At 58.1% G+C, this 24683-nt stretch carries 16 protein-coding genes and 1 pseudogene; 6 read left to right on the top strand and 11 right to left on the bottom strand.

From position 1 onward, the window contains the following. Window positions 1-350 precede the first annotated feature (350 nt). The 5 genes from BQ8794_RS15550 to BQ8794_RS15530 form a co-directional block, all read right to left on the bottom strand. The gene (locus BQ8794_RS15550; protein ID WP_077379080.1) at window positions 351-2021 is read right to left on the bottom strand and encodes an ABC transporter ATP-binding protein; all 1671 of its coding nucleotides are present in this window, start codon (window positions 2019-2021) and stop codon (window positions 351-353) included. Next, window positions 2018-2842, bottom strand: coding sequence for an ABC transporter permease (locus BQ8794_RS15545; RefSeq protein ID WP_077379078.1), 825 nt, complete (start codon window positions 2840-2842; stop codon window positions 2018-2020). Before BQ8794_RS15545 ends, BQ8794_RS15550 begins: the two co-directional genes overlap by 4 nt. Before the next feature lie 9 nt (window positions 2843-2851). Further along, on the bottom strand, window positions 2852-3826 hold the full coding sequence (locus tag BQ8794_RS15540; protein WP_077379076.1) for an ABC transporter permease: 975 nt from the start codon (window positions 3824-3826) through the stop codon (window positions 2852-2854). After that, window positions 3823-4215, bottom strand: coding sequence for a hypothetical protein (locus BQ8794_RS15535; RefSeq protein WP_143744579.1), 393 nt, complete (start codon window positions 4213-4215; stop codon window positions 3823-3825). Before BQ8794_RS15535 ends, BQ8794_RS15540 begins: the two co-directional genes overlap by 4 nt. 880 nt (window positions 4216-5095) lie before the next feature. Next, window positions 5096-5557 (bottom strand): Lrp/AsnC family transcriptional regulator, encoded by a 462-nt coding sequence (locus BQ8794_RS15530; protein WP_077379072.1) that lies wholly within the window; start codon window positions 5555-5557, stop codon window positions 5096-5098. A 267-nt stretch (window positions 5558-5824) separates the two neighbouring features. Between BQ8794_RS15530 and BQ8794_RS15525 the strand changes: the two genes are divergently transcribed. From BQ8794_RS15525 to purF, 3 genes and pseudogenes are all read left to right on the top strand, one after another. Further along, complete coding sequence (locus BQ8794_RS15525; RefSeq protein ID WP_244554979.1) at window positions 5825-7033, top strand: aminotransferase class V-fold PLP-dependent enzyme; 1209 nt, start codon at window positions 5825-5827, stop codon at window positions 7031-7033. Window positions 7034-7071: 38 nt separating this feature from the next. After that, window positions 7072-8217, top strand: coding sequence for a M20 family metallopeptidase (locus BQ8794_RS15520; protein WP_077379070.1), 1146 nt, complete (start codon window positions 7072-7074; stop codon window positions 8215-8217). 276 nt (window positions 8218-8493) lie between these two features. After that, window positions 8494-9955, top strand: a pseudogene (purF, locus tag BQ8794_RS15515) (amidophosphoribosyltransferase). Window positions 9956-10253: 298 nt separating this feature from the next. Here the strand turns inward: purF and BQ8794_RS15510 are convergent. The 6 genes from BQ8794_RS15510 to BQ8794_RS15480 form a co-directional block, all read right to left on the bottom strand. Next, window positions 10254-11678: an aspartate ammonia-lyase gene (locus BQ8794_RS15510; protein ID WP_077379068.1), complete on the bottom strand. Its 1425-nt coding sequence runs from the start codon at window positions 11676-11678 to the stop codon at window positions 10254-10256. A 158-nt stretch (window positions 11679-11836) separates the two neighbouring features. After that, window positions 11837-14311: a GcvT family protein gene (locus BQ8794_RS15505; protein ID WP_077379066.1), complete on the bottom strand. Its 2475-nt coding sequence runs from the start codon at window positions 14309-14311 to the stop codon at window positions 11837-11839. Window positions 14312-15294: 983 nt separating this feature from the next. Then, window positions 15295-16476, bottom strand: a complete 1182-nt coding sequence (locus BQ8794_RS15495; protein ID WP_077379062.1) for a M24 family metallopeptidase — start codon at window positions 16474-16476, stop codon at window positions 15295-15297. Window positions 16477-16672: 196 nt separating this feature from the next. Continuing rightward, window positions 16673-17572, bottom strand: coding sequence for a succinate--CoA ligase subunit alpha (gene sucD / locus BQ8794_RS15490; RefSeq protein ID WP_077379060.1), 900 nt, complete (start codon window positions 17570-17572; stop codon window positions 16673-16675). Window positions 17573-17582: 10 nt separating this feature from the next. Beyond that, a complete protein-coding gene (locus tag BQ8794_RS15485) occupies window positions 17583-18767 on the bottom strand; it encodes a malate--CoA ligase subunit beta (protein ID WP_077379058.1) in 1185 nt (394 codons plus the stop codon). 18 nt (window positions 18768-18785) lie between these two features. Continuing rightward, window positions 18786-19745: an HpcH/HpaI aldolase/citrate lyase family protein gene (locus BQ8794_RS15480; RefSeq protein WP_077379056.1), complete on the bottom strand. Its 960-nt coding sequence runs from the start codon at window positions 19743-19745 to the stop codon at window positions 18786-18788. Window positions 19746-20406: 661 nt separating this feature from the next. Between BQ8794_RS15480 and BQ8794_RS15475 the strand changes: the two genes are divergently transcribed. The 3 genes from BQ8794_RS15475 (at window position 20407) to BQ8794_RS15465 (ending at window position 24560) form a co-directional block, all read left to right on the top strand. After that, on the top strand, window positions 20407-21885 hold the full coding sequence (locus BQ8794_RS15475) for an NAD-dependent succinate-semialdehyde dehydrogenase (protein ID WP_077379118.1): 1479 nt from the start codon (window positions 20407-20409) through the stop codon (window positions 21883-21885). Window positions 21886-21897: 12 nt separating this feature from the next. Further along, entirely contained in the window at window positions 21898-23301 is a 1404-nt protein-coding gene (locus tag BQ8794_RS15470) for an aspartate aminotransferase family protein (RefSeq protein WP_077379054.1), read from the top strand. A 134-nt stretch (window positions 23302-23435) separates the two neighbouring features. Next, window positions 23436-24560, top strand: coding sequence for a GlxA family transcriptional regulator (locus BQ8794_RS15465; RefSeq protein WP_077379052.1), 1125 nt, complete (start codon window positions 23436-23438; stop codon window positions 24558-24560). The last annotated feature ends 123 nt before the right edge of the window (window positions 24561-24683 follow it).

The following is a 24683-nucleotide window of genomic DNA, read 5'->3' as shown; positions in this document are numbered from 1 at the left end:
TCCTCTTGATTGTGCGAACTTCGGTGTGGGGCGTCGCTCTGCTCAGAAGTTGCTGGCAACTGCAATTTGTTTACTCGATGAGCACGCGTCGAGACGTCGAGACGTCGAAGCGGTGATTGGCTCAACAACAGGCGTCGACGCCCGTACCGTTTGTACGGGCTTTTCGCGCTCCTGGTGGGTCCCGAAGTACTGCCGCGAACCACCTACTCCTCTCGTTGAGCGCCGCTCGTCCAAATTGAGCTTTGCTGTGAGCCAAAGGAGTTACAGGACCGGCACGATATTAGCATGCATCCTTAAATCTCGCGCGCGACGACCGCCCGACTGTAAAGCCATTGCCTTGCTCCGTTAGCTCAATTCCCCGCGCTCTCCATCCGGCGCCCGTGAATCGCGTGCTCCAACCACCCCACTTCCATTTCAGGTGCCGAAGACAGCAAGAGGTCGGTATATGCGTCGAATGGAGGTGTTAAAACCTGCGTCTTCGAACCGTAGCGGACCACCTCTCCGCGATACATTACGGCGATGGAATCCGCGATAGCCTTCACAGTCGCGAGGTCGTGCGTGATGAAGAGGAGGGCCACATCTTCAATCTTCTGCAGACGAAGCAACAGCTTTAGGATACCGTCAGCCACCAACGGGTCGAGAGCGCTCGTAACCTCGTCACATATGATGAGCTTTGGCCTTGCGGCCAGCGCGCGGGCGATGCAGACCCGCTGCTTCTGCCCCCCTGAAAGCTCCGCCGGATATCGGTCGATGAAGCCTTTTCCCATCTCGATCTCGTCGAGCAGTTCGGCGACCCTGGCATCGCGTTCCCTTCCTCGCATACCGAAATAGAATTCGAGCGGCCGGCCGACGATGGTGCGAACCGTCTGGCGCGGGTTCATCGCAACATCGGCCATCTGATAGATCATTTGCAATTCGCGTAGATCATCCTTGGATCGATGAGGGAGTTTGGGTGCGAGCGGGCGTCCGGCGAAGGTGATGTTCCCGGCGATAGGCGGCAGCAGCCCTGTGATCACTCGGGCGAGCGTCGATTTTCCCGAGCCGGATTCACCGACCACAGCGAGCGTCTGGCCAGGATGGACCTCCACCGAGACGTCCTGCAGAACCTTCACAGCTCCACCGCCATAAGCGGCGGTGACGTTCCTCACCGACAACAGAGGCTTGGGCGTCGGTTCCTTCTCCTCATGCTCGATCGAACGAACCGACACCAGGGCTTTGGTGTAGTCCATACGTGGCGCCTCGATGATCTGCCGTGTTTCGCCGTGCTCCACCATCTTACCATCGCGCAACACCATGATCTCATCCGAGACCTGGGCGACGACAGCAAGATCGTGGGTGATGTACAAGGCCGCGACCCCCGTGTCGCGGATTGCGTCCTTGATGGCAGCCAGCACATCGATCTGCGTGGTTACGTCGAGAGCCGTGGTCGGCTCGTCGAACACGATCAGGTCGGGTTCGGAGCAAAGCGCCATTGCAGTCATTACGCGCTGCAATTGGCCGCCGGAGACTTGATGTGGATATCGGCAGCCGATGCTCTTGGGGTCAGGCAAGCGGAGCTTAGTGAACAAGGCCTGCGCGCGCTTTTCTGCCTCGGCTCGGGTCCCAACGCCGTGTAGAAGCGCTGCTTCCACAACTTGTTCCATGAGCCGATGGGCGGGGTTGAAGGCGGCAGCTGCCGACTGCGCGACATAACAGACCTCGCTCCCGCGCACCCGGCGTAATTCCCGGACGCCGCCCTTGAGGATATCGCGACCGTTCAGGAACACCTCGCCCCCGGTGATACGCACCCCGCCGCGGCCATAACCCATTGGGGAAAGACCGACGGTCGACTTTCCGGCGCCGGATTCACCGATCAGTCCCAACACCTTGCCGCGCTTCAATTGCAGCGACACTCCGTCAACAATGGTCACTTCGCGCGGCTTCTCACTAGGCGAGTAGACGACCGCCTGGACCTTAAGATTTCGGATGTCGAGCAGGAGGCCGTTGTCGCGCCGAAGCTTTGAGGTAGCCTTGACCGTCATTCTCTTCCTCCCTTGAGGCTAGCGGTTCGGGTAAGCACCCAGTCGGCTACCAGGTTAACGGAGATTGAAAGGATAGCGATCGCAGCCGCCGGGATGAGGGCGGCAGGTATTCCAAAGACGATGCCATCCTTATTCTCCTTCACCATGCCACCCCAATCGGCCTCCGGCGGTTGCACGCCCAGCCCGAGGAAGGATAGCGCCGAGAGGAACAACACCGAAAAGATGAAACGCAGGCCAAGTTCCGCCACCAGCGGCGACAGTGCGTTGGGTAGGATCTCGCAGAAGATGATCCAGCGGAGGCTCTCGCCGCGCAACTTAGCTGCTTCGACGAAGTCCATTGCATTGATATCGACCGCAACGGCGCGCGAGAGGCGGTAGACACGCGTCGAACTCAGAACTCCCATGACAAGAATGAGCGTCATATTATTGGAGGGCAGCACCGACAGCACCACCAGCCCAAATATCAACGTCGGTATTGCCATCAAGAGATCGGCCATACGCGACATCAGCGTGTCGACAAGACCGCCAGCGACCGCCGCCAGGAACCCCAGGATGGCGCCCAGCGAGAACGACAGGGCGGTGGCCAGCGAGGCGATGAAGATGGTGGTACGGGCGCCATAGATCATGCGTGAGAGCAGGTCCCGCCCTAAATTGTCGGTTCCTAGCCAATGCGCGGACGACATCGGCTCCCATACGTCGCCCACGATCTCGCCATTGCCCGCGGGAGCAATCCATGGGGCGAAAAGCGCGCAGATCACTAAAAGCCCCGTCAGGATCAAACCCAGCCAGGCCCCGTACGGGATGCGTTTGATGTCAAGCATTTTTCTTTCCTATTTGGGATGCCGCAGCCGCGGATTGGCGACGATCGCCGCAACGTCCGCGACGATGTTGAGCCCAATGTAGACCGCAGCGAAAATGAGACCCACTGCTTGCACCACTGGAACATCGCGCTTGACAACATGGTCAACGAGATATTGCCCCATGCCCGGATAGACGAAGATCACTTCGACCACTACGACGCCGACCACGAGGTAGGCCAGGTTGAGCATGACGACGTTGATGATCGGCGCAACCGCGTTCGGGAGGGCGTGCTTGCGTATAATGTCGAAGGCGGAAAGGCCCTTAAGCTCAGCGGTCTCAATGTAGGCTGATTGCATCACGTTCAGGATGGCGGCGCGCGTCATCCGCATCATGTGAGCGAGTACGACAAACACCAGAGCCGTTCCAGGCAGCACGATGGCCTTCAGCTTCTCCAGGAACGGCATGCCGTCATAGACAGTCGATATCGATGGGAACCACTGCAACCGCACGGCAAGGAATAAGACAAGCAGATAGCCGATGAAGAATTCAGGCAACGATGTTGAAGCCAGCGCGAAACCGGAAATTGCCTTATCGACAGGCCCATTGCGGTACCGCACCGCCAGCAGCCCGAGGATTATGGCGAGTGGAACCGATACCACGGCGGCCCAGAAGGCAAGGAACAGCGTGTTCCATAGCCGTGGCATCAGTGTTGTGGTGATCTCCTGTCGGGAGGTGAGCGCAGTACCGAGATCGCCGGTCAAAACTCCGCCCAGCCAGTGGAAATAGCGCACGAAGGCGGGATCGTTGAGGCCGAGATCCCGGCGCAGATTGGCGACCGCTTCCGGCGTAGCCGTCTGTCCGAGGATGGACTGTGCCACATCGCCTGGAAGGATCTGGGTGCCCGCAAAAATCAGCACGGAGACGGCGAAGAGGAGGACAATGCCCAGGGCAACGCGCTCGGCAATCAGCTTCAGAAGGGGTGAGTTGACCAGCACTCGGTTCATGCCTTGAGCCAGCATTGCATCAAGGCATAGCCGTTCACCGGCGAGTCGACCCGTCCGACGTAGCGGCCAATCTGGTCGGAGATCGCATCGATGAACTGATTGAACATCGGCACGATCGTCCCTCCTTCATCGCGAACGATTGCGGCCATCTCGCGATGGAGGTTCTGGCGCTTGCCCTGGTCGGGGCTGCCGGTGGCTTCGGTGAGCAAATTATCGAACCTCTCGTTGAGGAACTGCGTGTCGTTCCAGGTCACCCACGACGGAAAGCTGGTAGAGTACATCCACCCCCGCGTCGCCCGCCCCCGCCACATAGCGGCACAGCAGAGCTCAGGTATCGGCTCCAGACTGGAATTGGGAACATCCCTAGTGAGTTGCGTTGTCACATCCATTGCCTTACCTCCAAGCGATCTGGATCAAGAGCCCTGAGCGCGAGCAGGGTCGATCGACTAGCCTCGACGCTCCAGCCGAAACGACGTCGTGTCGACATCATTCGACGACAGAAGCGAACTCTTCAGCGCCGTTTTAAGATGTAGGGCCGACCAGGATGCGTTTTGCGCAAATCATCCCTGTTTTAACGCAGGAAAGCAGCGTTTTTTTCTATCGCGCGCAAGCTGGCTGCTGGCGAGTGGAGATTGCCGACCGTCAGCGGTCACCCGGCTGTTCGTTTCCGCGCCGAATGCGCGACGCTCTCTACAGGGGCAATGTCTAGTTTAAAGCCGCCGCATCCACACTATGATTTCGCCGGGAGGCGCCGGCGTCCCAGTTTCCTGCAGCGTTTGCATGCCTTGTTCTGATCCGGGCCTAACGAGCCGTGCAACAGGCTCGCTCGTGGACTCCCGTTGCGGATTATATGCAAATTTCGGATAACCTACTCTTGGCGCAGGTTCAAAGGGGGTCGATATGGCACATCCACAGCCGCGAATATGTGGTGGTGGACACCGGCACTATACATCACGGTGATGCAGTTCTCACGCAGGGATGCCGGCGCTGATCGGCTGCAAAAAAGACATCCGATCGCAGGGGCAACGCCCCGGCACTCATCCCGGCTCGGGGTTCATTGAAGTCACAAGCGAAGCCGACCGACAGCGAAGTCACCTACGCTGCCATTGAGAGCTAAGCTTTGCGTCAATTTAATCAGTACGTCGAGATAATGCGTACTTCACCGCCGCCCTAGATCGTACAACTACCCGACGAACCGCGGCCGTATCAGTTGATGAGCTTAAAGCCGCAGGGTGCCAGAGCAACACTCGACGCGACCGCATACCGCCGCTATTCTTCAATAGGCAGAGCCAATGACGCCTTGATCCGATCCATTACTACCATCGTCTTGACTGCCTTGATGTCCGACTCATGAAAAAATCGACGGGTAAATGCCTCATACTCGGCCATGTCCCGGACAGAGATCAGCAGAAGGAAGTCGGCTTCACCCGTCACATAATACGCACTCATGATCTCGGGCGTGCGCCGAACCGCCTGCTTGAACCGATCAATGATATCTACCCGCTCGCGCTCGAGACTGATCGACGCCAGCATGAGCATGGGACGACCCACGGCTTGTGGCGACACAATGGAAACGTCAGCCTCAATCACCCCATCATCGCGCAGTCGCTTCAGTCGCCGCTGACAAGCGGTTGCAGAAAGGCCCGCAAGTTCGCCCAGTTCGGCCGTCGTCAGGCGATTGTCGCGCTGCACTGCGTTGAGAAGCTTGCGATCAACTCGATCCAGGTCCATTTCACGATCACTGCAAAAAAGGAGAGATTTGCGCAGAAAAACTGCTTGGCCCACACGATATTAGCCTGAGTTCCACAAGGATCAAGCCATAAAATGATCCGATCAGCGAAAGGCACTTGCCTCCCGGTGGTGAACCTCTTGTCCCTATAAGTTCGGCCGAATGGTATGATCGCCCGCCAGGTAGCTCGACGGCTTCTCAATCAGGCATTTTCGTTGCTCACAACTGCAGAAATGGGCGTCCTGAGTTAGGTTTTGCGCTCTTTACCCATGAACACGGATCTGATGACGAGCATGACAAGCCATTTTTTTCCTTTGGACGTCCTTCGGCAGGAATTTCCAGCCACCAAAAGCGCCATTTACATGGATGTCGCAAATCAAGGGCTCATATCAAGAACCACCCGCACGTCCATGGATCAGCACCTTGATAATCGACTGAACGGCTTGAATGACGAAGAAGGAATGATGCAGCTTGTCGAGCAAACACGCTCCAGATTTGCTCAATTTATTGGGGCCGAAAAGGACGAAATCGCGGTTACGAAGAATGCATCAGAAGGCATTAACATAATCGGAAACGCGATTGCTTGGAAGCCGGGAGACAATATTGTCCTTTGCCGCCAATTGGAGCACGCTAACAACATTTTACCTTGGCTGCAACTCAGGGACAAGCACGGAGTTGAGCTGCGGATTGTAGAAACTGATAACGGCGCAATCCCGTGCGATGCTACTATCGATCAAATCGACTCGCGCACCCGGATCGTTACAGCATCGACTGTCACAATGGTGCCAGGCTTCAAGACAGTGATGGAGCCGATAGCTGAGGCTTGCAAGCGTCTTGGCGCCTTTCTTTTGGCCGACGCCTCCCAATCAGTTGGCATCCTCCATACCGATGTCAAACTGCTTGGCGTCGACGGTTTGGTGGCATCATCTTACAAGGGGTTGATGGGCCTCTATGGGTTGGGATTTCTATATTGCCGACGGGAATGGGCCGATCGTCTAAGCCCTGCCTATCTCGCCCGCTTTAGTGTCGATTTGGGCGACGCGCCAGAGTCGGCTCCAATATTCGATTCGGTTAAATTGCGCGCCGGCGCGCCGCGTTTTGAAATTGGCCATTTCAATTTTCCCGGCGTCATAGCGGTCCACGCATCCATCGGACAGCTGATGGAAATCGGCACGCCGGCCATTGAACAAAGCGTTACATCGGTTGCAAGGCGACTGGCGTCGGGCCTCCTAGACCTGGGGCTCCCGGTCTGCGGCGGAAAGCCAGGAGATCACACCGGAAGTATTGTTGCTCTCGGAGATCCAGCACCTGGTTCGGGAAAAGCCGATATCCGCATTCAGTCGCTGCACGAGCATTTATTGAAAAACCAGGTGATCGTCTCAGTACGCCGGGGAATGCTGCGCTTCTCGCTACATTTATACAACACAGCAGACGAGGCTGACCGAGTTGTCGGCCTGGCAAAGAACTGGCTGGCATAGCCGCAAGCCTGCATTCTCAAGGAGGGATAGGAGTATTCATGTCGTCCATCAGCACACAAACGGTAGAGCTTCTCAAACAACTCATAAGAATTGAGAGCATCAACCCTTCAGCGTCGGCAAAGGGGAGCGGTGAACAAAAGGTCGCTGAGTTCCTCGAGGCCTTTTGCCGAGAGCGAAATCTGCCCTTTGAGTATCAGGAGGTAACCGACGGCCGCGCCAACTTCTTCACTTGGGTTCCTGGGCAGGAGCCCGATAAGCGTATCCTGTTCATATCCCACATGGACACGGTGCCGGTTGATAATTGGGAGGCAGATCCTTTTTCGCCGGACGAACGGGATGGTCGGATTTATGGGCGAGGAAGTTGTGACGATAAGGGCCCGCTCGCGGCAATGCTCATGGCTCTTAGCACTCTAGGGGACCGTAAGCCACGATACACGATTGTCCTAGGCGCAAGCGTCGACGAAGAATACCGAAAGAAGGGAGCGCGAAAAATCGCCCAATCAGGTGTGTCCTACGAGGCCGCAGTGGTCGGTGAGCCCACTGACTTGGAGCTTGTCGTTGCACATAAAGGTTCGGTCCGCTGGCAGGTTGAAGTGGAGGGTGTGCCCGCTCACAGCTCCAAGCCCCATCTCGGAGTGAACGCGATCACGGGAATGGCCAAGGTTATCTTGGCGCTCGATAAGATTAATGAGACACTGTCCCAACGCGTGCACCCCCTGGTTAGCCCCCCGACCCTCACGATCACGCTCATTGAAGGGGGTGCGGAATTGGCGACGGTACCCCCATCCTGCCGCGTGTGGATTGACCGACGGCTCATACCGGGAGAGCGACCGACGGACGCGCTGCAGGAGGTAGAGAACATCCTGGAAGGCCTGCGCCAGGGTCCCGATAAGATCAAGGTGCGCTCGCTGCTACCCGCTCTGGAAGATCCAGCTCCCCCGAGTGCGGAGGCCACAAAAATCGCCGCAGTGGCGGCAAAGGCCTGTGCTGAAGTTGCCGGAACAGGTCAGCACCGCGGAGTTCCATATGGGACGGATGCGAGTCAGCTGTCGTTGGGAGGTATTCCCTGCGTGATTCTTGGACCAGGTAGTATTGATCAGGCTCATACTGCAAACGAGTACGTGGAGATTGATCAGTTGGCCAAAGCGGTCGACATCTACCAAAATATCATGCTTACCTACTAGCGGCCACTGGAACAATCGCGCAAGAATAGGTCCCGCGATGACTTCGGCTCGCGGGACTACGTCCCTTACGATATACTTTCAAGCCTTATCAAGCCACATACATATGATCTCGCCATTGCCGGATCATCATCTCTGACCTCCGATGCGGTGAGGCTGGCGCATTGGGACGGATCTGTCGGCTGGGGGGTTTCGCAGTAAACATCAGCGCCCCAATGGTCCGATTCAGGTGAAGACGACCGCTTACCTCATCTTGCCCTCAGATAGTGATCATGACAAATGTTTGAGGCAGATAAACTCTTCTCTGCGGAGGCCGACGATCATTTTCATGATGAATGCGGCATATTCGGAATCTTCGGCTCTTTGGACGCGGCCACTGTCGTCACCCTCGGCTTGCATGCCCTGCAGCACCGGGGCCAGGAGGCAGCGGCATTGTCTCCTATGACGGCACGCAGTTCCACGTCGAACGTCATGTCGGCCTGATTGGCGACACCTTTACCAAGCAGCCAGTCCACGACCGGCTGAAGGGCACGCGCGCCATCGGCCACACCCGCTACGCCACCGCGGGCGGACCCGGGCTGAGCAACGTACAGCCCTTCTTCGCCGAGTGGCCGACGGCGGCTTTGCATTGCCCACAACGGCAACATCACCAATGCGGTGACCCTATAGCGTACGCTGCAGAAACAGGGTTCGATCTTCTCGTCGACCTCGGACACCGCAACGATCCTGATTCTCATCGCAACCAGCAGCGGGAAGGACGTCAATTCGCGCTTCATAGATGCGGTTCGCCAACTGGAGGGCGCGTTCTCATTGGTAGCGCTCTCCCCCACAAAAATGATCGGCTGCCGTGACGCGCTCGGGATACGGCCGCTGGTACTGGGAGAACTTGACGGCGCCTGGATCCTGGCCTCAGAGACCTGCGCGCTCGACATCATCGGTGCGCGCGTTGTTCGAGACCTGAAGCCTGGCGAGATGGTCATCGTCACCGCTGAGGGAGCGGAGAGCCTGTTCCCGTTCGAAACCCAGAAACCGCGGTTCTGCATCTTCGAGTATGTCTATTTCTCTCGTCCAGATTCGAGGTCGAGGGCCGCAACGCCTATGAAGTGCGAAAGAAGATTGGCGCCGAGCTCGCCATCGAGAACCCGGTCGATGCCGATATCGTAGTGCCAGTGCCTGACGGCGGCACGCCGGCAGCGATCGGCTTCGCCCAAGCCGCCGGCCTGCCCTTCGAGCTCGGCATCATCCGCAACCACTATGTCGGCCGCACCTTCATCCAGCCGACCGATTCCATCCGCCACATGGGCGTCAAGCTGAAGCACAATGCCAACCGCCGGATCATCGAGGATAAGCGCATCGCGCTGGTCGACGATTCCGTAGTGCGAGGCACAACCAGCCAGAAGATCGTGCAGTTGCTGCGCGATGCCGGCGCGAAGGAAGTGCATATGCGCGTCGCTTCGCCGCCGACACGCTCCTCATGCTTCTACGGCGTCGACACGCCCGAGACGGCGAAACTCTTAGCGTCGCGCATGTCGATCGAGGAAATGGCCAAATTCATCCGTGTCGATTCGCTCGGCTTCCTGTCGATCGACGGGCTTTATCGGGCTCTCGGCGAAACGGCTCGCGAGAACAAACAGCCTCAATTCTGCGACGCCTGCTTCACTGCCGAGTATCCGACCCGCCTGCTCGACCAAAAAGTGACAGCGTCCGGGCTCTGTCGGCTTTCGCCGCGGGCGGACTGTGAATCTGTCTAGCCAGTTGGAGCGGCTTCGTTGTCGGTATGAATCCCCATGCACTGCCTCCTCGCAAGGTGAAGGGCAGTCAGCCAAAGGGCAAACCTCGCCTGGTAGCGTTGAACTCGGCCGGAACCCGTCTGCGGGCTAACTGCGGAAGGTCCTTCGATCCACTTAAGCCCCAAGACTGCACCACCTCTGAGGGATCCCTGGTCCGTGTATGTCGAACACGGCTCGCCAACAGATGCAGCGTCGGTGTCCGAGCACCACGCCGCTGCGCAGATCAGTCGATCAATCTTCGCCCCGCTGTTACGATGCCAATCGTGACCGCGTTGGCCGGGTCAAAAGGTGCGGATCGGCGGTTTGCGCGATGAGGTCCTCCGAAAGGTCCGGCTGCTCGGCCAGGACTTCGCGGATCGTTTTGCCCGAGGACAAGACCTGCTTGGCAAGCTCCGCTGCCCGCTCGTAGCCGATCGCAGGCGTCAGTGCTGTCGCCACGGCGGTGCTGGCTTCGAGATGTCTGCGGCAAGTCTCTGCATTGGCTGTAATGCCCACGACGCACTTCGTGCGCAGCACATCGACGGCATTGGTGAGAAGCTCAAGCGAGTGCAGTATGTTGTAGGCGATCACCGGTTCCATCACGTTCAACTGCAGCTGCCCTGCTTCGGAGGCAAGAGTGATCGTGAGATCGTAACCGATGATCTGGAAGGCGACCTGATTGACCACCTCCGGCACCACAGGATTGACCTTTCCGGGCATGATAGAGGAGCCGGGCTGAAGCGCTGGCAAATTGATTTCGTTCAGGCCGCCACGCGGGCCGCTGGAAAGCAGCCGTAGATCGTTGCAGATCTTCGAGAGTTTCGTGGCCGTCCGCTTCAGCATTCCCGAGAAGAGCACGAAGGCGCCGGTATCCCAGCAGGCTTCGATCAGATTACCGGCCGAGACGATGGGCAGGCCGGTAATCGCACGCAACTCCGCGACAGCTGCCGCCTGATAGTCGGGATTCGTGTTGATCCCCGTGCCAATCGCCGTGCCTCCGAGGTTGATTTCATGGAAGAAGCTGGCAATCTCACCGAGCCGGGCTACATCTTCCCGCAGCGTCGTCGCGAAAGCCTGAAACTCCTGGCCCAGCGTCATCGGAACTGCGTCCTGCAACTGCGTCCGGCCAAGCTTGATCACGCCCGAAAAGTTTTCCGCCTTGGCCTCCAACTCGCTGGCGAGTTGCTCCAAAGCCCGCTGCAGCGCCCCGCGTGAAAGAAGGATCGCCAGTCGGATCGCCGTTGGATAAACATCGTTTGTAGATTGAGCGAAGTTGACGTCGTTGTTGGGATGCAGCTGGTCGTATCGTCCGCGTGGCAGTCCCATGATTTCCAAGCCGCGATTGGCGATGACCTCATTGATGTTCATGTTGGTCGAGGTACCGGCACCGCCCTGAAACACATCGAGGGGGAATTCGCCAAGATGCATGCCTGTCGCGATTTCCTCGCAGACCTGGCAGATGATGTCTGCCTTTTGCTTGTCCAGATCGCCGAGCGCGGCGTTGGCGCGGGCCGCTGCCATTTTCACATAGGCAAGCGCCTTGATGAGGTTCGGGAAATGGCTGATCCGGATCCCCGAAATCGGGAAGTTGGCAATGCCCCGCGCCGTCTGCGGGCCGTAGTAGGCATCGACTGGAATGCTCACCGGCCCGAGCGGATCTTTCTCAATGCGCTCGATTTGTGAACCTTTCGTCACGATGATTACCTCGTCATTTTCACTGCCGCATCTGGTCGAAGGTGCGTGTCAGTTGATGCTTCCACGCCAGAATGAGAGTGAGCCCACCGGGCTCCGAAAGTGGTTGCGGAGCGGAACCACCTGGGATGGGGGCCTTCCGCTTCCACAGCTGCGCACACCTATTGCTTTGCCCGATCCCCATTTGGATCGAAAAACGCCCGCAGAGATGCGTCGGCTTCGTAGAGCTTGCCGGCGATCTCGATTTCCCACCGACTGTTCTCGATCAAGTCCTTCGTGACACCGGCGGGATGGTTTACATAGCCCAGTCCGATTGAAGTTCCGATTGTAAAGCTCTTCACGCCAGAGGAAATATAGCCGACAATCCGCCCGTCGCAGCGGATAAGCTCCTCATGGAAGAGAACAGGTTTCGGATCGCGAAGCTTGAACGATACCAAGCGTTTTTTTAACGGCCCGGCATTTTTCTGTGAAGCCAGAGCATCTTTTCCGATAAATCCGCCTTCTTTATTCCAGTCCACCGTAAATCCCAAACCCGCTTCAAGCAGTGTATCGACTGGCGTGAGATCGAGCTGGTATTCTCGGTAGGCGCGCTCGGAGCGGAGGTGTTCAAGCGCGTGGTATCCCGCAGCCTTGAGGCCATAAGCCTGGCCGGCCTCCCACACGACGTCAAACACATGCTGAGCCATCTCGGTTGGAATATGAAGCTCCCAACCAAGCTCTCCGACATAAGTCAGTCTATTGGCTATTACACGAGCATACCCGATATCGATTTCTTGACTGGTAGCGAATGGGAAGGCCGAGTTCGCCAGATTTGTGTCCGTTACCTGGGATAGAATCTCGCGCGATCGGGGGCCTTGCAATGAAAGGACCGCGTACCCGGACGTCATATCAGTTACCGTGACGTTCCATTCATCAGTAACATGCTTTGAAATCCATGCCTTATCCCTAGGATGGACGGTCGCTGAGGATATAATTAGGAACTCCGTCTGCGACAAGCGGTTTACAGTAATATCTGTTTCTATCCCGGCCTTTTCATTGAGCATGTGGGTGTACACCAGCTTTCCCACAGGAACATCTACATTGCCGGCGCAAAGCCACTGAAGGAAGCGGCAGGCGTCGCGACCCTGAACCAGATGTTTGCCAAAAGAGCTTTGGTCCAACAAGATAGCATCGTTGCGGGCAGCCTTGCACTCCTGACTGACATACTTGAACCAGTTCGGCTCGTCGTAGGAGTAGATGTTTTTGGTCGGCTCCCCCTCGCCTGCGAACCACATGGGACGCTCCCATCCCATACCTTCACCAAAGCTGGCTCCAAGCTTCGCCCACCGGTCGTGAAGCGCGCTTTTGCGGACGCCTCGGGATGTCTCAGGCTGGTAGGCTGGCCAGTGCATCTTGTAGTGAAGGCCCAGCACTTCGGCTGTGCGATCGTGCAAATATCGCTTGTTGACCTGGAAGGGATGAAATCGGGCGACATCGACGAAGCTGATGTCCATTTGAGGCTCGCCCGCGATGATCCACTCTGCCAGAGCTCGCCCTGCTCCCGCGCCGAATTCAATGCCCTCTGAGTTATAACCGGTGGAAACGTAGAGGTTTTTCAATCCAGGAACTTCACCGATCATGAACAGAAGGTCGGGGGTGAAACTTTCCGGACCATTGAAAAATTTGGCAATGCCGGCGTTCGCGAGATCAGGGACAATTTCTATCGCCTTGGTCATCGGCAGTTCAAAGTGCTCCCAGTCTTCCGGAAGCTCGATGAAGGCCGTGTCCTTCGGAAGCTTTCCCATTGGCAACGGTTTGCCCCAAGGCTCGAAGGCACCCACCAGGAGCTTCCCTGTGTCTTCTTTCAGGTATACATGTCCGTCGGTGTCGCGCAGCACAGGTAAGGTCGGCGTCGCAAAATCCATCGCGTCGGTCACCACATAGAAGTGTTCTGCCGCATAGATCGGAATGCGCGCGCCTAACTTGGAGGCAAGATCTCTGGTCCAAAGCCCACACGCGAGTACGAGAATTTCAGCTTCTACGACACCATCCTTTGTCCGGACCTGGTAGTTGCCGTCTACTGTTTTCCAAACATCCGTTACTTCGACGTTTTCTACTATTTTTACACCGTTTTTTTTGGCGCCAATAGCCAGTGCCATGCACGTGTCGACAGGATTGGTTTGGCCGTCGCCAGGGATAAAGACTGCACCTTCGATGATCGAGGCGTTGAGGGCTGGATAGAGCTTTTTCGCCTCGCTCGGTGAGATCATATTGGCCTCAAGGCCAAAACTCTTTGCGATCGATGCGTTGCGAGCGGTTTCGTATAGGCGCTCTTTGGTTCTGGCGACCCCGAGCGTGCCATTTCGCTTGAATCCAGTAGCTTGTCCGGTCTCCGCTTCCAGAGCGGAGTAGAGTTCTGCATTATACTTTGCGATCTCCGTTAGCGCGTGAGTGCCACGCGTCTGCATGATCAAACCCGCCGCATGCCAAGTTGTGCCGGATGTAAGGGTATTGCGCTCTAAGAGAGCGATGTCCTTCTTACCGTTCTTTGCTAGGTGAAAGGCAATGCTTGCGCCTGCTATGCCTCCACCAACGATCAGAATTTCGTGGTGCCGAGTCGGTACTTCACGAGGACGGAAGGGCGGGGTCGTGATCATATGTATCCTTGTTCGTTCTCGGAGAAGGAGCGGCAAAGTGTTGCGACAATTCAGCTTGAGCTTTGATGCAGCGCTTCAGCGCATTTCCAGCCCACGTCCAAAGTCCGTCCCTTTTCAACAGACTAGGGGGCGACGCTCGTGGAGATGACGCTAAATGGGCTCGAAAGCGGTGTCCTTCTGCGTATTCCTCAACTTCAGCGCCGAATTATCGCGCGCACGGGACGGCGGGCACAAACCACCGAATGCGCGCGGCGCGAACCTTGCACGGCGCGTCGGGCGCCAGGTCGTCGCTGCACAGTCTCTGCGACCGCGGCTCTCGATCCCCCTGGCCCTTGGCGGGTCCGATAAGAATCCCTACAGCATGCGCATGAGCCTCCGCGGCTGTGGATCGCCGGATTATGTGGAAAGTTGCCGACACCGTCTTTGATTAGAGCCGTGCGTCGACGCGATCTTGGGGGACATCAGAGCTGAAGGGCGTGCGCAAAAGCCCACATAAAATCGAGCTCGTCACCTTGGCGACACCAGGGAAAGGGAGCGCCGAGGAAAGGAGCGGTCAAGCAGCCGATGTGACTGGATCCGCTTCCGATGCAAACGCGCTCGTCTTCAAGGATAAGCTTCGTCAAGAAGACACGAAGCCAAACGTCGACTCTCCGACTGTCTTGGCGAGACGACAAACGTGCGCCTTTGTCTGTTTTAGCTATAGGGGCGAGGTCTGCGCAGGGGAAATCATCCTCGGAGTTCGGCCCCGCCGTCCTGCAACGCTTGCTGGTGAGGTTGTTACCGACGACGAATAGCGCGGCCCGCACTCCGCGCTAGGCACTTCGATGACCACCGACGAGCCAAGACACTGCGCCGGGACTTGCGTCTCCTGGCCGTCCGGGACCGCCCCACCACAAACTCAGTGCTGAAGCTGGATTGGGAGCGAAGCACTTCAGTGTACCTTCCCAATCCGGCTGAGTAGACAAACGCCAGAAGCTTTTTTGCTAGTCCACGACTATTAGCTCGCGGGCGACATCGGCCAGCCGCTCGCCGCCCTTATCGGTAACAACAAACGACTCCGAGATGGCGGCTCCGAAGGCAGGAGGCCTCACCCCTGATTGGAAATGGAAGCACATTCCCGCCTGGAGCACCGTCTTTTCGCCTGACCGAATGCTCACCGTGCGCTCACCCCAGTCCGGCGGGAAGTTCATGCCGATTGAGTAGCCGGAACGGCCCTTTTTGACGTATCCGTGGCGGTTCAAGACGTCCAGCCAAACGGTATTCAGTTCGTCGACGACTACGCCCGGTTTCGCCATTTCGAGGACAGCGTCGCCACCTTCGATGATGGCATTGGCGAGGTGCTGGGCCTCCTTAGGTGGCTTTCCCATGTAGACCGTACGCGTCAGAGGCGCGTGATAATGGCGCCTGGCCGCTCCAATCTCCAGGAGAACCAGCCCCGACTTGGGCAGGGGCTTGTCCGACCATGTGAGGTGTGGAGCGTTCGTCTTCTCGTCAACTTGGATCAATGGACAGAGGCTTGTATAATCACCGTACTTCCCATCAACGCCTCTTGTCTGATCGGCATAAATCTGAGCGACGATTTCGTATTCAGGAACTCCTGGCCTCAGATTATTTATCGCTTGGCGCATCGTGTGGCTGACAATCCGACCCGCTTCCCTCATGTAGACGAGTTCGGCGTCGGATTTGACAAGTCGGGCCCAATTAACGAGGCCGCGGCTGTCAGAGAACTTTGCATTTGGAAGGCCGTTGACAAGGTGCTGATGCGCACGCGCTGTATAAAAATGCGCATCGAGCTCAACCCCTATGCGATCAGATCCCCAACCGCGGGATTTGATGATTTCGCTGACTTCGTCGTAGGGATGCAGCTCCACATGATGAAGTCGGTCGTCGGAAAAATTGATAATATTGTCAGCAGGCAAGTCCGTCGTGGCACGAGCGCCGTTCACGTCGACCAGCCGCCCTATCCAAATCGGCGTGTCCGATTTCAGGTGCAATAGAACCACTTGAGGCGTGTAGAAGGACCAGGCGTCATAGCCGGTCAGCCAGCACATATTGGCGGGGTCCTGGCAGATTAGCAGGTCGAATCCTGCTTCCTCCATCCGCCTCTTCACGTCCTGGACACGGCGTCGATACTCCGACGGCTGAAAGGGTTTCTCAAAGTCCATTTATAGTCGTCCTCTGCACCTAGGTTGGCTGATGGACCAAGCATTCTTTTCCATGCCCAATCCGTGCTGGTTCCCAACCTAGCACGCTTCAGAGGCCCGCTTCACGCGGACCTCTTTGTCTAATCGCAGAAAACCTGCGTTATCTGGGCTCTAGGCGCAGTTTCGCCTCCCATAGTGAAAGGGCTAGGCACATGCGCTATGCTGCCTTCGTCCGATCCGCTATCACGCCGGCAACAACCTCGCCGAAGGAAGCTGGCGTCGGCACGATGATGACGCCGGCATCCTTCAGGATCTCGACCTTCTCTTGAGCAGACTCGCCGAAGGCGGAGATGATTGCGCCGGCATGGCCCATGCGGCGGCCTTTCGGCGCGGAAAGCCCGGCGATGTAGGCGATCAGCGGCTTGCGCATGTTATCGCGCGCCCAGAGCGCGGCTTCGGCTTCCTGTGGGCCGCCGATCTCGCCGATCATCACCACGGCGTCGGTGTCGTCGTCCTGTTCGAACAGTTCCAGGATGTCCTTGAAGGAGGAGCCGTTGATCGGATCGCCGCCGATACCGACGCTGGTCGAGACGCCGATGCCCAGCGCCTTCATCTGTGATGCCGCCTCGTAGCCCAGCGTGCCGGAGCGGCCGACGATGCCGACGCGGCCGGGAAGATAGATGCTGCCCGGCATGATGCCCATCAGCGCCTGGCCGGGCGTGATGATGCCGGCGCAGTTCGGCCCGATCAGCCGCATGCGGTCCTCGAAGCGGTAGCGGCGCATGTAGCGCTTCACCCGCATCATGTCCTGCGAGGGAATGCCGTCGGTGATGCAGACGCAGAACTTGATGCCGGCGTCCGCCGCCTCCATGATCGAATCGGCGGCGAAGGGCGGCGGCACGAAGACGATGCTCGCATCGGCTCCGGTTTCACGCACCGCGCCCTTGACGGTGTTGAACACCGGCAGGCCGAGATGTGTCTGGCCGCCCTTGCCGGGTGTGACGCCGCCGACCACATTGGTGCCGTAACGCTTCATATCCTCGGCGTGAAAACTGCCGATCTTGCCGGTGAATCCCTGCACGATTGCGCGGGTGTCCCGGTTGAGCAGAATTGCCATTCTCGTCCCCTCAGCCTGATTTTCTCATCGTGGCGGACCGCCAGGCGGCGACGGCCTTGTCGGCGGCTTCGGCCAGTGTTTCGGCGACAATCACCGCCTCGCCGGAATCGGCCAGGATGCGGCGCCCTTCCTCGACCTTGGTGCCGGCCAACCGCACCACCAACGGGACGTTTACGCCGACTTCGCGGATTGCCTTGACAACACCCTCGGCGACCCAGTCGCAGCGATTGATGCCGGCGAAGATGTTGACCAGGATGGTCTTGACATTCTTGTCACCAAGGACGGCGCGGAACGATTTCGCAACCCGCTCGGGCGAGGCGCCGCCGCCGATGTCGAGGAAGTTGGCCGGCTCGCCGCCGGCGATCTTGATCATGTCCATGGTTGCCATGGCGAGCCCGGCGCCATTGATGATGCAGCCGATATTGCCGTCGAGGCCGACATAGGACAGGCCACGGTCGCTGGCAAAGGTTTCGCGCGGATCCTCCTGCGACTTGTCGCGCAGTTCGGAAATTTGGGGACGACGAAACAGCGCGTTCTCATCGAACGACATTTTGGCGTCCAGTGCCATCAGATTGCCGTCACGCGTGACGACCAGCGGATTGATCTCCAGCATCGAGGCGTCGTAGTCGCGAAACACGCGGTAGCAACCAAGCAGGGTTTCGGTCGCCTTGCCAATCAGGTTGTTTTCGAGACCAAGCCCGAAGGCGATCTCGCGCGCCTGATAGTGCTGCATCCCAGCGCCAGGGTCGACAGTCGCGCGAATGATTGAATCTGGCTGCTTTTCGGCGATCTCTTCGATCTCCATGCCGCCGGACGCAGACGCGACGATCATCACCCGCTCGGCTTTACGGTCGAGAACAAAGGCGAGATAGATTTCCTGGCGAATGTCGACGGTCTCTTCGACATAGAGCCGCGACACCAACTTGCCGCGCGGCCCCGTCTGATGCGTCACCAGCTTCCTCCCCAGCATCGCCTCGGCGGCATCGGACACTTCCTGGTCGGACGTGCAGATGCGGATGCCACCAGCCTTGCCGCGCGCGCCGGAATGGATCTGCGCCTTGACCACCCATTTGCCGCCACCGATCTCGCTAGCACGGTAGGTCGCCTGCTCCGGACTATAGGCCAGACCGCCGCGCGGTACGTGCACGCCGTGACGGGCGAGCAGTTCCTTGGCCTGGTATTCGTGAATGTCCATCTTTCCTCCCAGGAAATCTCAGTGCGTCGCCTGCGCCTGGCCGGCGCGCTCGATCGCCTCGTTAACCGCCAGCACGTTGCGCGCCATGCGCTCGGAAGCCGCGTCGATCATCTTGCCATCGAGCGCCGCGGCTCCCTTGCCGAGTGCCTCCGCTTCCTTCAGCACCTCAAGAATGCGCCTGGCACGCGTGACCTCCTTTTCCGGCGGCGAGAAGACGTCGTTGGCCAAAGCGATCTGCGAGGGATGGATCGCCCATTTGCCTTCGATGCCGAGCGCTGCGGCACGCCTGGCGGCTCCCTTGTAGCCTTCCGGGTCGGAGAAGTCGCCGAACGGTCCGTCGATGGCGCGCAAGCCGTAGGCGCGGCAGGCGACAGTCATCCGCGACAGTGCGAAATGCCACTGGTCGCCAGGATAGTCGGGGTTCAGCCCGCCGATGTTGACGGTGCGCGCCTTGTTGCTGGCCGCATAGTCGGCAACGCCGAAATGCATCGCCTCCAGCCGGCCGGGCGTGGCGGCTATCGCCTCCACATTGGCCATGCCGAGCGCGGTCTCGATCAGCGCTTCAAGGCCGACACGGGTCTTGAAACCTTTAGCCATCTCGATCTGGTTGACCATGGCCTCGACCATGTAGAGGTCGGCCGGCACGCCGACCTTCGGCACCAGGATGGTGTCGAGCCGGTCACCGGCCTGTTCCATGACGTCGACCACGTCGCGATACATATAGTGCGTGTCCAGGCCGTTGATACGCACCGAGACGGTCTTGCCCTTGGCGCGCCAGTCGATGTCGTTGAGCGCCTGGATAATGTTCTTGCGGGCGCGTTCCTTGTCAGGCGGGGCGACCGCGTCCTCGATGTCGAGGAAGATGAAGTCGGCGGCGCTGTTCGCCGCCTTGTCGATCATCTCCGGGCTGGAGCCGGGAACGGCCAACTCGCTGCGCTGCAGCCGTAGTTTCTTCAGGTGGTTGATCGTGTGGCTCATCGTGGGCTCCCCAACATCGGGCTGTTGCTTTTCCAAGTCCTTTTGTGTTCTTCACAAGGTAGCACGCCTCGGACGATGGGGTTGTGCTGCCCAGCCCGTGATGCCGCACAAGATCTGCATTTTTGCGGTCGCTCGCGCAGCAAATCCTCTTCCCTGGTTCTATCGTCGCCTGGGAAGCGGTTGTCACCCATTGCGAGTGCAGTAGAAATATCTTTGGCAAGAAGATTTCTGACTTAGTGTGGTTTTTGGGATCTTCCCAATCTGTTTTCGTAAAACCGCAGTGACGAGCTAAGCACAATATCTCCCCACCAGGTCACCGGTCTTTCAGTCACACTTTCCCACCTTTCGAAGCCACTACAATCGTGAGGTATACTGCGAAGCCGAAGTGAACAGCCCCGCAAGAGGTCCGCTTGGCGTGGCCGACTGCAAATTACCGTTCGATCTCTCAAGCCAAGTGTGATCGTGGGCTGGCCACAGGTGACAATTGTCATCTCGCCTTGCTGAACCTTGCCCATAAGCCGACAGAGATCAAACGGCGAAAAAGCTCAGTCGCATACCCTTATTCGCAGGAGAACGTCTTCGTAGCCTTCGATCGCGCTGCCAATCGCCGCGGTTGCGCGGCTATTTTGCCGGAAATGAACTGTCGATGGTGGGGTTAGTGATGAGAGGTACAGCAAGTGCCGCGTTAAAGGAGCTCAAAAGGCAGGACCTCCTTCAAAAGTGCGCCTATGTGAATGGAACTTGGCTCTCCAAGGCTGAAACGATCTTGGTGGTTGACCCGGCTACTGGCCAGGACTTGGCTCAGGTGGCTGCCTGTGAGCTGTCTGATGTAGATGACGCGGTCAACTTCGCGAGGACTGCGTTTGAACAATGGCGCAATGTTCTTCCTTGGGAACGGGCCGCATGTCTGCGGAGATGGGCCGCCGGCATGCGCGAGAATGCGGAAGACCTTTCCACCATCATGACCGCTGAACAAGGCAAACCATTGACCGAGGCGCACGGTGAGATTTTATATGCCGCCAGCTTTCTTGACTGGTTTGCGGCAGAGGGTGAGCGAGCATATGGCGAGACCATCCCGAGCCATCTTGCGGGCAGCCGGCTCTCCGTGCAGATGCAGCCGGTCGGAGTGACGGTCGCTATCACGCCTTGGAACTTTCCGTCGGCGATGATCACCAGGAAAGCAGGAGCCGCCTTGGCTGCGGGCTGCACGATGATTGTCAAGCCAGCCCCGGAAACGCCCTTGTCCGCTCTGGCGCTTGCCCGCCTTGCCGAGGAGGCAGGAATGCCCGCTGGCGTGTTTCAGGTGATCACGGGAGAGGCTGCCCCACTCGCAAAACGGCTATTGGATCATAGCGATGTGCGGGCATTCTCCTTCACGGGCTCGACCGAGGTCGGTCGGATCCTGCTCGAGCAGTCGGCAAAAACCGTGAAGAAGGCTTCACTTGAGCTCGGGGGCAATGCTCCTTTTATCATTTTCGATGATGCCCCCTTGGAGACAGCCGTAGCTGGATGCATAGCAGCCAAATTTGCCACATCCGGTCAGGACTGCCTGGCAGCCAATAGGATCTATGTTCAGCGAGGAAACTATGAGCGCTTCGTGGAAGAATTTGCGAAGGCCACCGGTAAACTGAAAGTCGGGCACGGATTCGAACCCGGTGTCGATATTGGCCCAATGACCAGACCATCCGTCGCCGAAAAGTGCAGACGGCAGGTGTCCGAAGCTCTTTGTTCCGGGGCTCGCATCGTTGTTGGCGGACAGGATAGTCTTCTCGGGGGCAATTTCGTTACCCCGACTGTTCTCGCCGATGTCACGGACGACATGCTGGTCGCGAAGGAAGAGACCTTTGGGCCGGTGGCGGCAGTCCTTCCGTTCGATGAGGAGGGGGAAGTGCTTGCGCGAGCCAACAACTCGGAAATGGGCCTTGCGGCTTACGTTTACACAAAAGATCTGAGCCGCGCCATGCGCCTAACCGATCAGTTGGAGTACGGCATGGTCGCCGTCAACACACCGAAATTCACCGGCGCTCCCATACCCTTTGGTGGATGGAAACAATCCGGGCTCGGCCGCGAGGGCTCAAGGCATGGTCTCGCCGAATATCTCGAACCCAAATACGTGTGCATCGGTAATACCGCAAGCTAAAGGGACAGACCCATGAGTATCAACATCAAGGATATCAGCGAAAAGGATAGAAATGCTGTCCTGCATCCTTTCACACAGCTCAAGGATTTTGCCACCGGCAAGCTCGGTGAGCCGACCATCGTTGACACAGGCAAAGGCATCCGCATTCAAGATGCGCATGGCAACCAGCTGATCGACGGATTCGCCGGCCTTTATTGCGTCAATGTCGGTTACGGCCGCACCGAAGTCGCCGAAGCGATTTCCCGCCAGGCTTTCCGTCTGGCCTACTATCATTCCTACGCTGCCCACACGACGGACGAGCTCGCAATGCTTTCCGATCGCCTCGTGAAGATGGCGCCGGGCAAGATGAGCAAGGTCTTCTACGGCATGTCCGGCTCGGATGCGAACGAGACGCAGGCCAAGCTTGTCTGGTACTACAACAATCTGCGTGGCAAGCCGAACAAGAAGAAGATCATCTCGCGTGAACGCGGCTATCACGGCTGCAGCGTCGTGTCCGGTTCGATGACCGGCATGAGCTTTTATCACGATCACATGGACCTGCCACTTCCGCAGATCGTTCATACGGGTGTTCCACATCACTACTGGGGCGCCACCCCAGGCGAGTCCGAGCGCGAATTTTCAGCGCGACGCGCCAAGGAACTCGATGAGTTGATCGAGCGGCTGGGCCCGGACAATGTGGGCGGCTTCATTGGCGAGCCGGTGCTCGGCACCGGCGGCATCACGCCACCGCCGGAGGGTTACTGGCAAGCAATCCAGGCCGTGCTCAAGAAGCACGACGTGCTGCTCATCGCAGATGAAGTCATAACCGGCTTTGGTCGAACTGGCTCCATGTTCGGCTCGCAGCACTATGGCATCGAGCCAGACCTCATCACGGTCGCTAAAGGTCTGACCTCGGCCTACTTCCCGCTTTCAGCGGCAATTGTCGGAGAAAAAGTCTACAAGGTCCTGGAGGACGGGGCGGACAAGGTCGGGGCATTCTCGCACGGATATACATATTCAGGCCATCCGATCGGGGCTGCCGCGGCCAACACGGTCCTCGATATTGTCGAGAAAGAAAACCTCCCCGGCAATGCGCGTGACGTCGGCGCGTTCTTCCAGGCGCAGCTGCAGGAGAAGTTCGCGCAGTTGCCGATCGTCGGCGAAGTGCGCGGCGTCGGTCTAATGGCTGCAATCGAATTCGTTGCCGATCGCGGCAAAAAGAAACGTTTCGATCCGTCGCTGAAGGTCGGTGCACGCATTTCGAAGGCAGCACGCGACCGCGGCCTGATCGTCCGAGCCATGCCGCATGGTGACATTCTGGGCTTCGCTCCTCCTTTGGTGGCAACAAAGGCTGAAGTGGAAGAGATCGTTGGTATCGCAGAAAGTGCAGTTCGCTTCGTTACGGATGAGCTCACGAGAGAAGGACTTAGCGTCTGAGGCGGGCGACAGCCGACTTGCGGCCAGACGCCCTGAATGTCTGCCTTAGGCAGGTTCAGCCTACTGAGCGGTTCACCGGTGGCGACGCTAGCGCAGATCAATGGACACTTAGCGGGAGAATCCTCGGCTCCCGCATGGCCGCTTCACGAACGAGAGATCAGGCTAGCAGAAAAGGAACTCCCGGGATGCTAGACTCGGAGTCGACCTGCCGAAACTTTTGCTTTTACCTCCTGCCGGCCTTTTCGCTCCAGGCGTTCTCGTCGGCAGTAGAAGCGCTGAGGCTCGCCAACGAAGTATTGGGGCGGGACGAGTATAGCTGGCAAGTCGTTTCGGACGACGGGGAGCCTGTGGTCTCAAGTTGCGGGTTGTTGGTATGCGCTGAATCGTCGCTGTCGTTCGAACGTGAAAGAACTCGTCGATCAATCTCAGCACCGGCCGTCGTTGTCGTCGGCGGCCGTAACGCTCCTAGCTCGCACAAACAGCTTGAGGCCTGGTTACGAGAGTGTAGAAACCACCGCAGTTGCCTCGTAGGCATAGGTAGCGGCACGATTATGCTTGCTCGAGCCGGGGTTGCAGAAGGGCGCCGTTGCGCGGTTCACTGGGAACAATTTCCTATATTCTCTGAGCGCTTTATAGGTGTGTCCGCCACTCAAACCGCCTTTGAGCGGGATGGAGACCTGTACACCTGCGCCGGGGGAGACGCTCCCTTCGACATGTTTCTAGATTTGGTTGCCCGTCACCATGGGACGATAGTTGTCAATCGTATTTGTGAAAAAGCCATCGCGTGTAGGACCCGTTCAGCGGGTGACCGCCAACGTTTGCCACTCCATTCACGAGTGCAACTAAACCATCGGGCGGTCATCAAGATAATCGAGGAGATGGAGGCAAACCTCACGGAGCCATTGCTATTAGACGAACTTGTGGGATCAGCCGGCCTATCCCGACGTCAAATCGAGCGACTGTTTAGGCGGGAACTGGGATGTTCTCCAAGCCGCTACTATTTGGATCTTCGTCTGGAACGGGCGCATCTGCTGCTCATCAGTTCCCGCCTGCCGGTCGTGGAGATAGCGATGGCTTGCGGCTTTATCTCTGCATCGCACTTCTCAAAAGCGTACCGTGACGCCTACGGCTGCGCGCCGCATCAGTCACGACTGCCAGTCCACCAACGAAAAACAACGCGGTCGATCGCGCCGGAGGAAAATAGAGTCAGGAAAATCGATCGGAGGCTAAGTTACGAAAGAGTGCCTAACTGCCACTAGCAGAGCGTTGTTCTCTGAAGATCAGTTATGGCGCTGTTGTTGGTGATGGGCTCACGTCGATGAGCTCGTGTCGATTGTCACGTTCGAGACCGGGCTCGACTCCTGCTTGCTCTGGGGCCGACC

It is taken from the genome of Mesorhizobium prunaredense (assembly GCF_900156895.1).
Lineage (GTDB): Bacteria > Pseudomonadota > Alphaproteobacteria > Rhizobiales > Rhizobiaceae > Mesorhizobium > Mesorhizobium prunaredense.
Note: the sequence above shows the minus strand (reverse complement) of the source record. Positions and strands in the feature narration are given on the sequence as shown.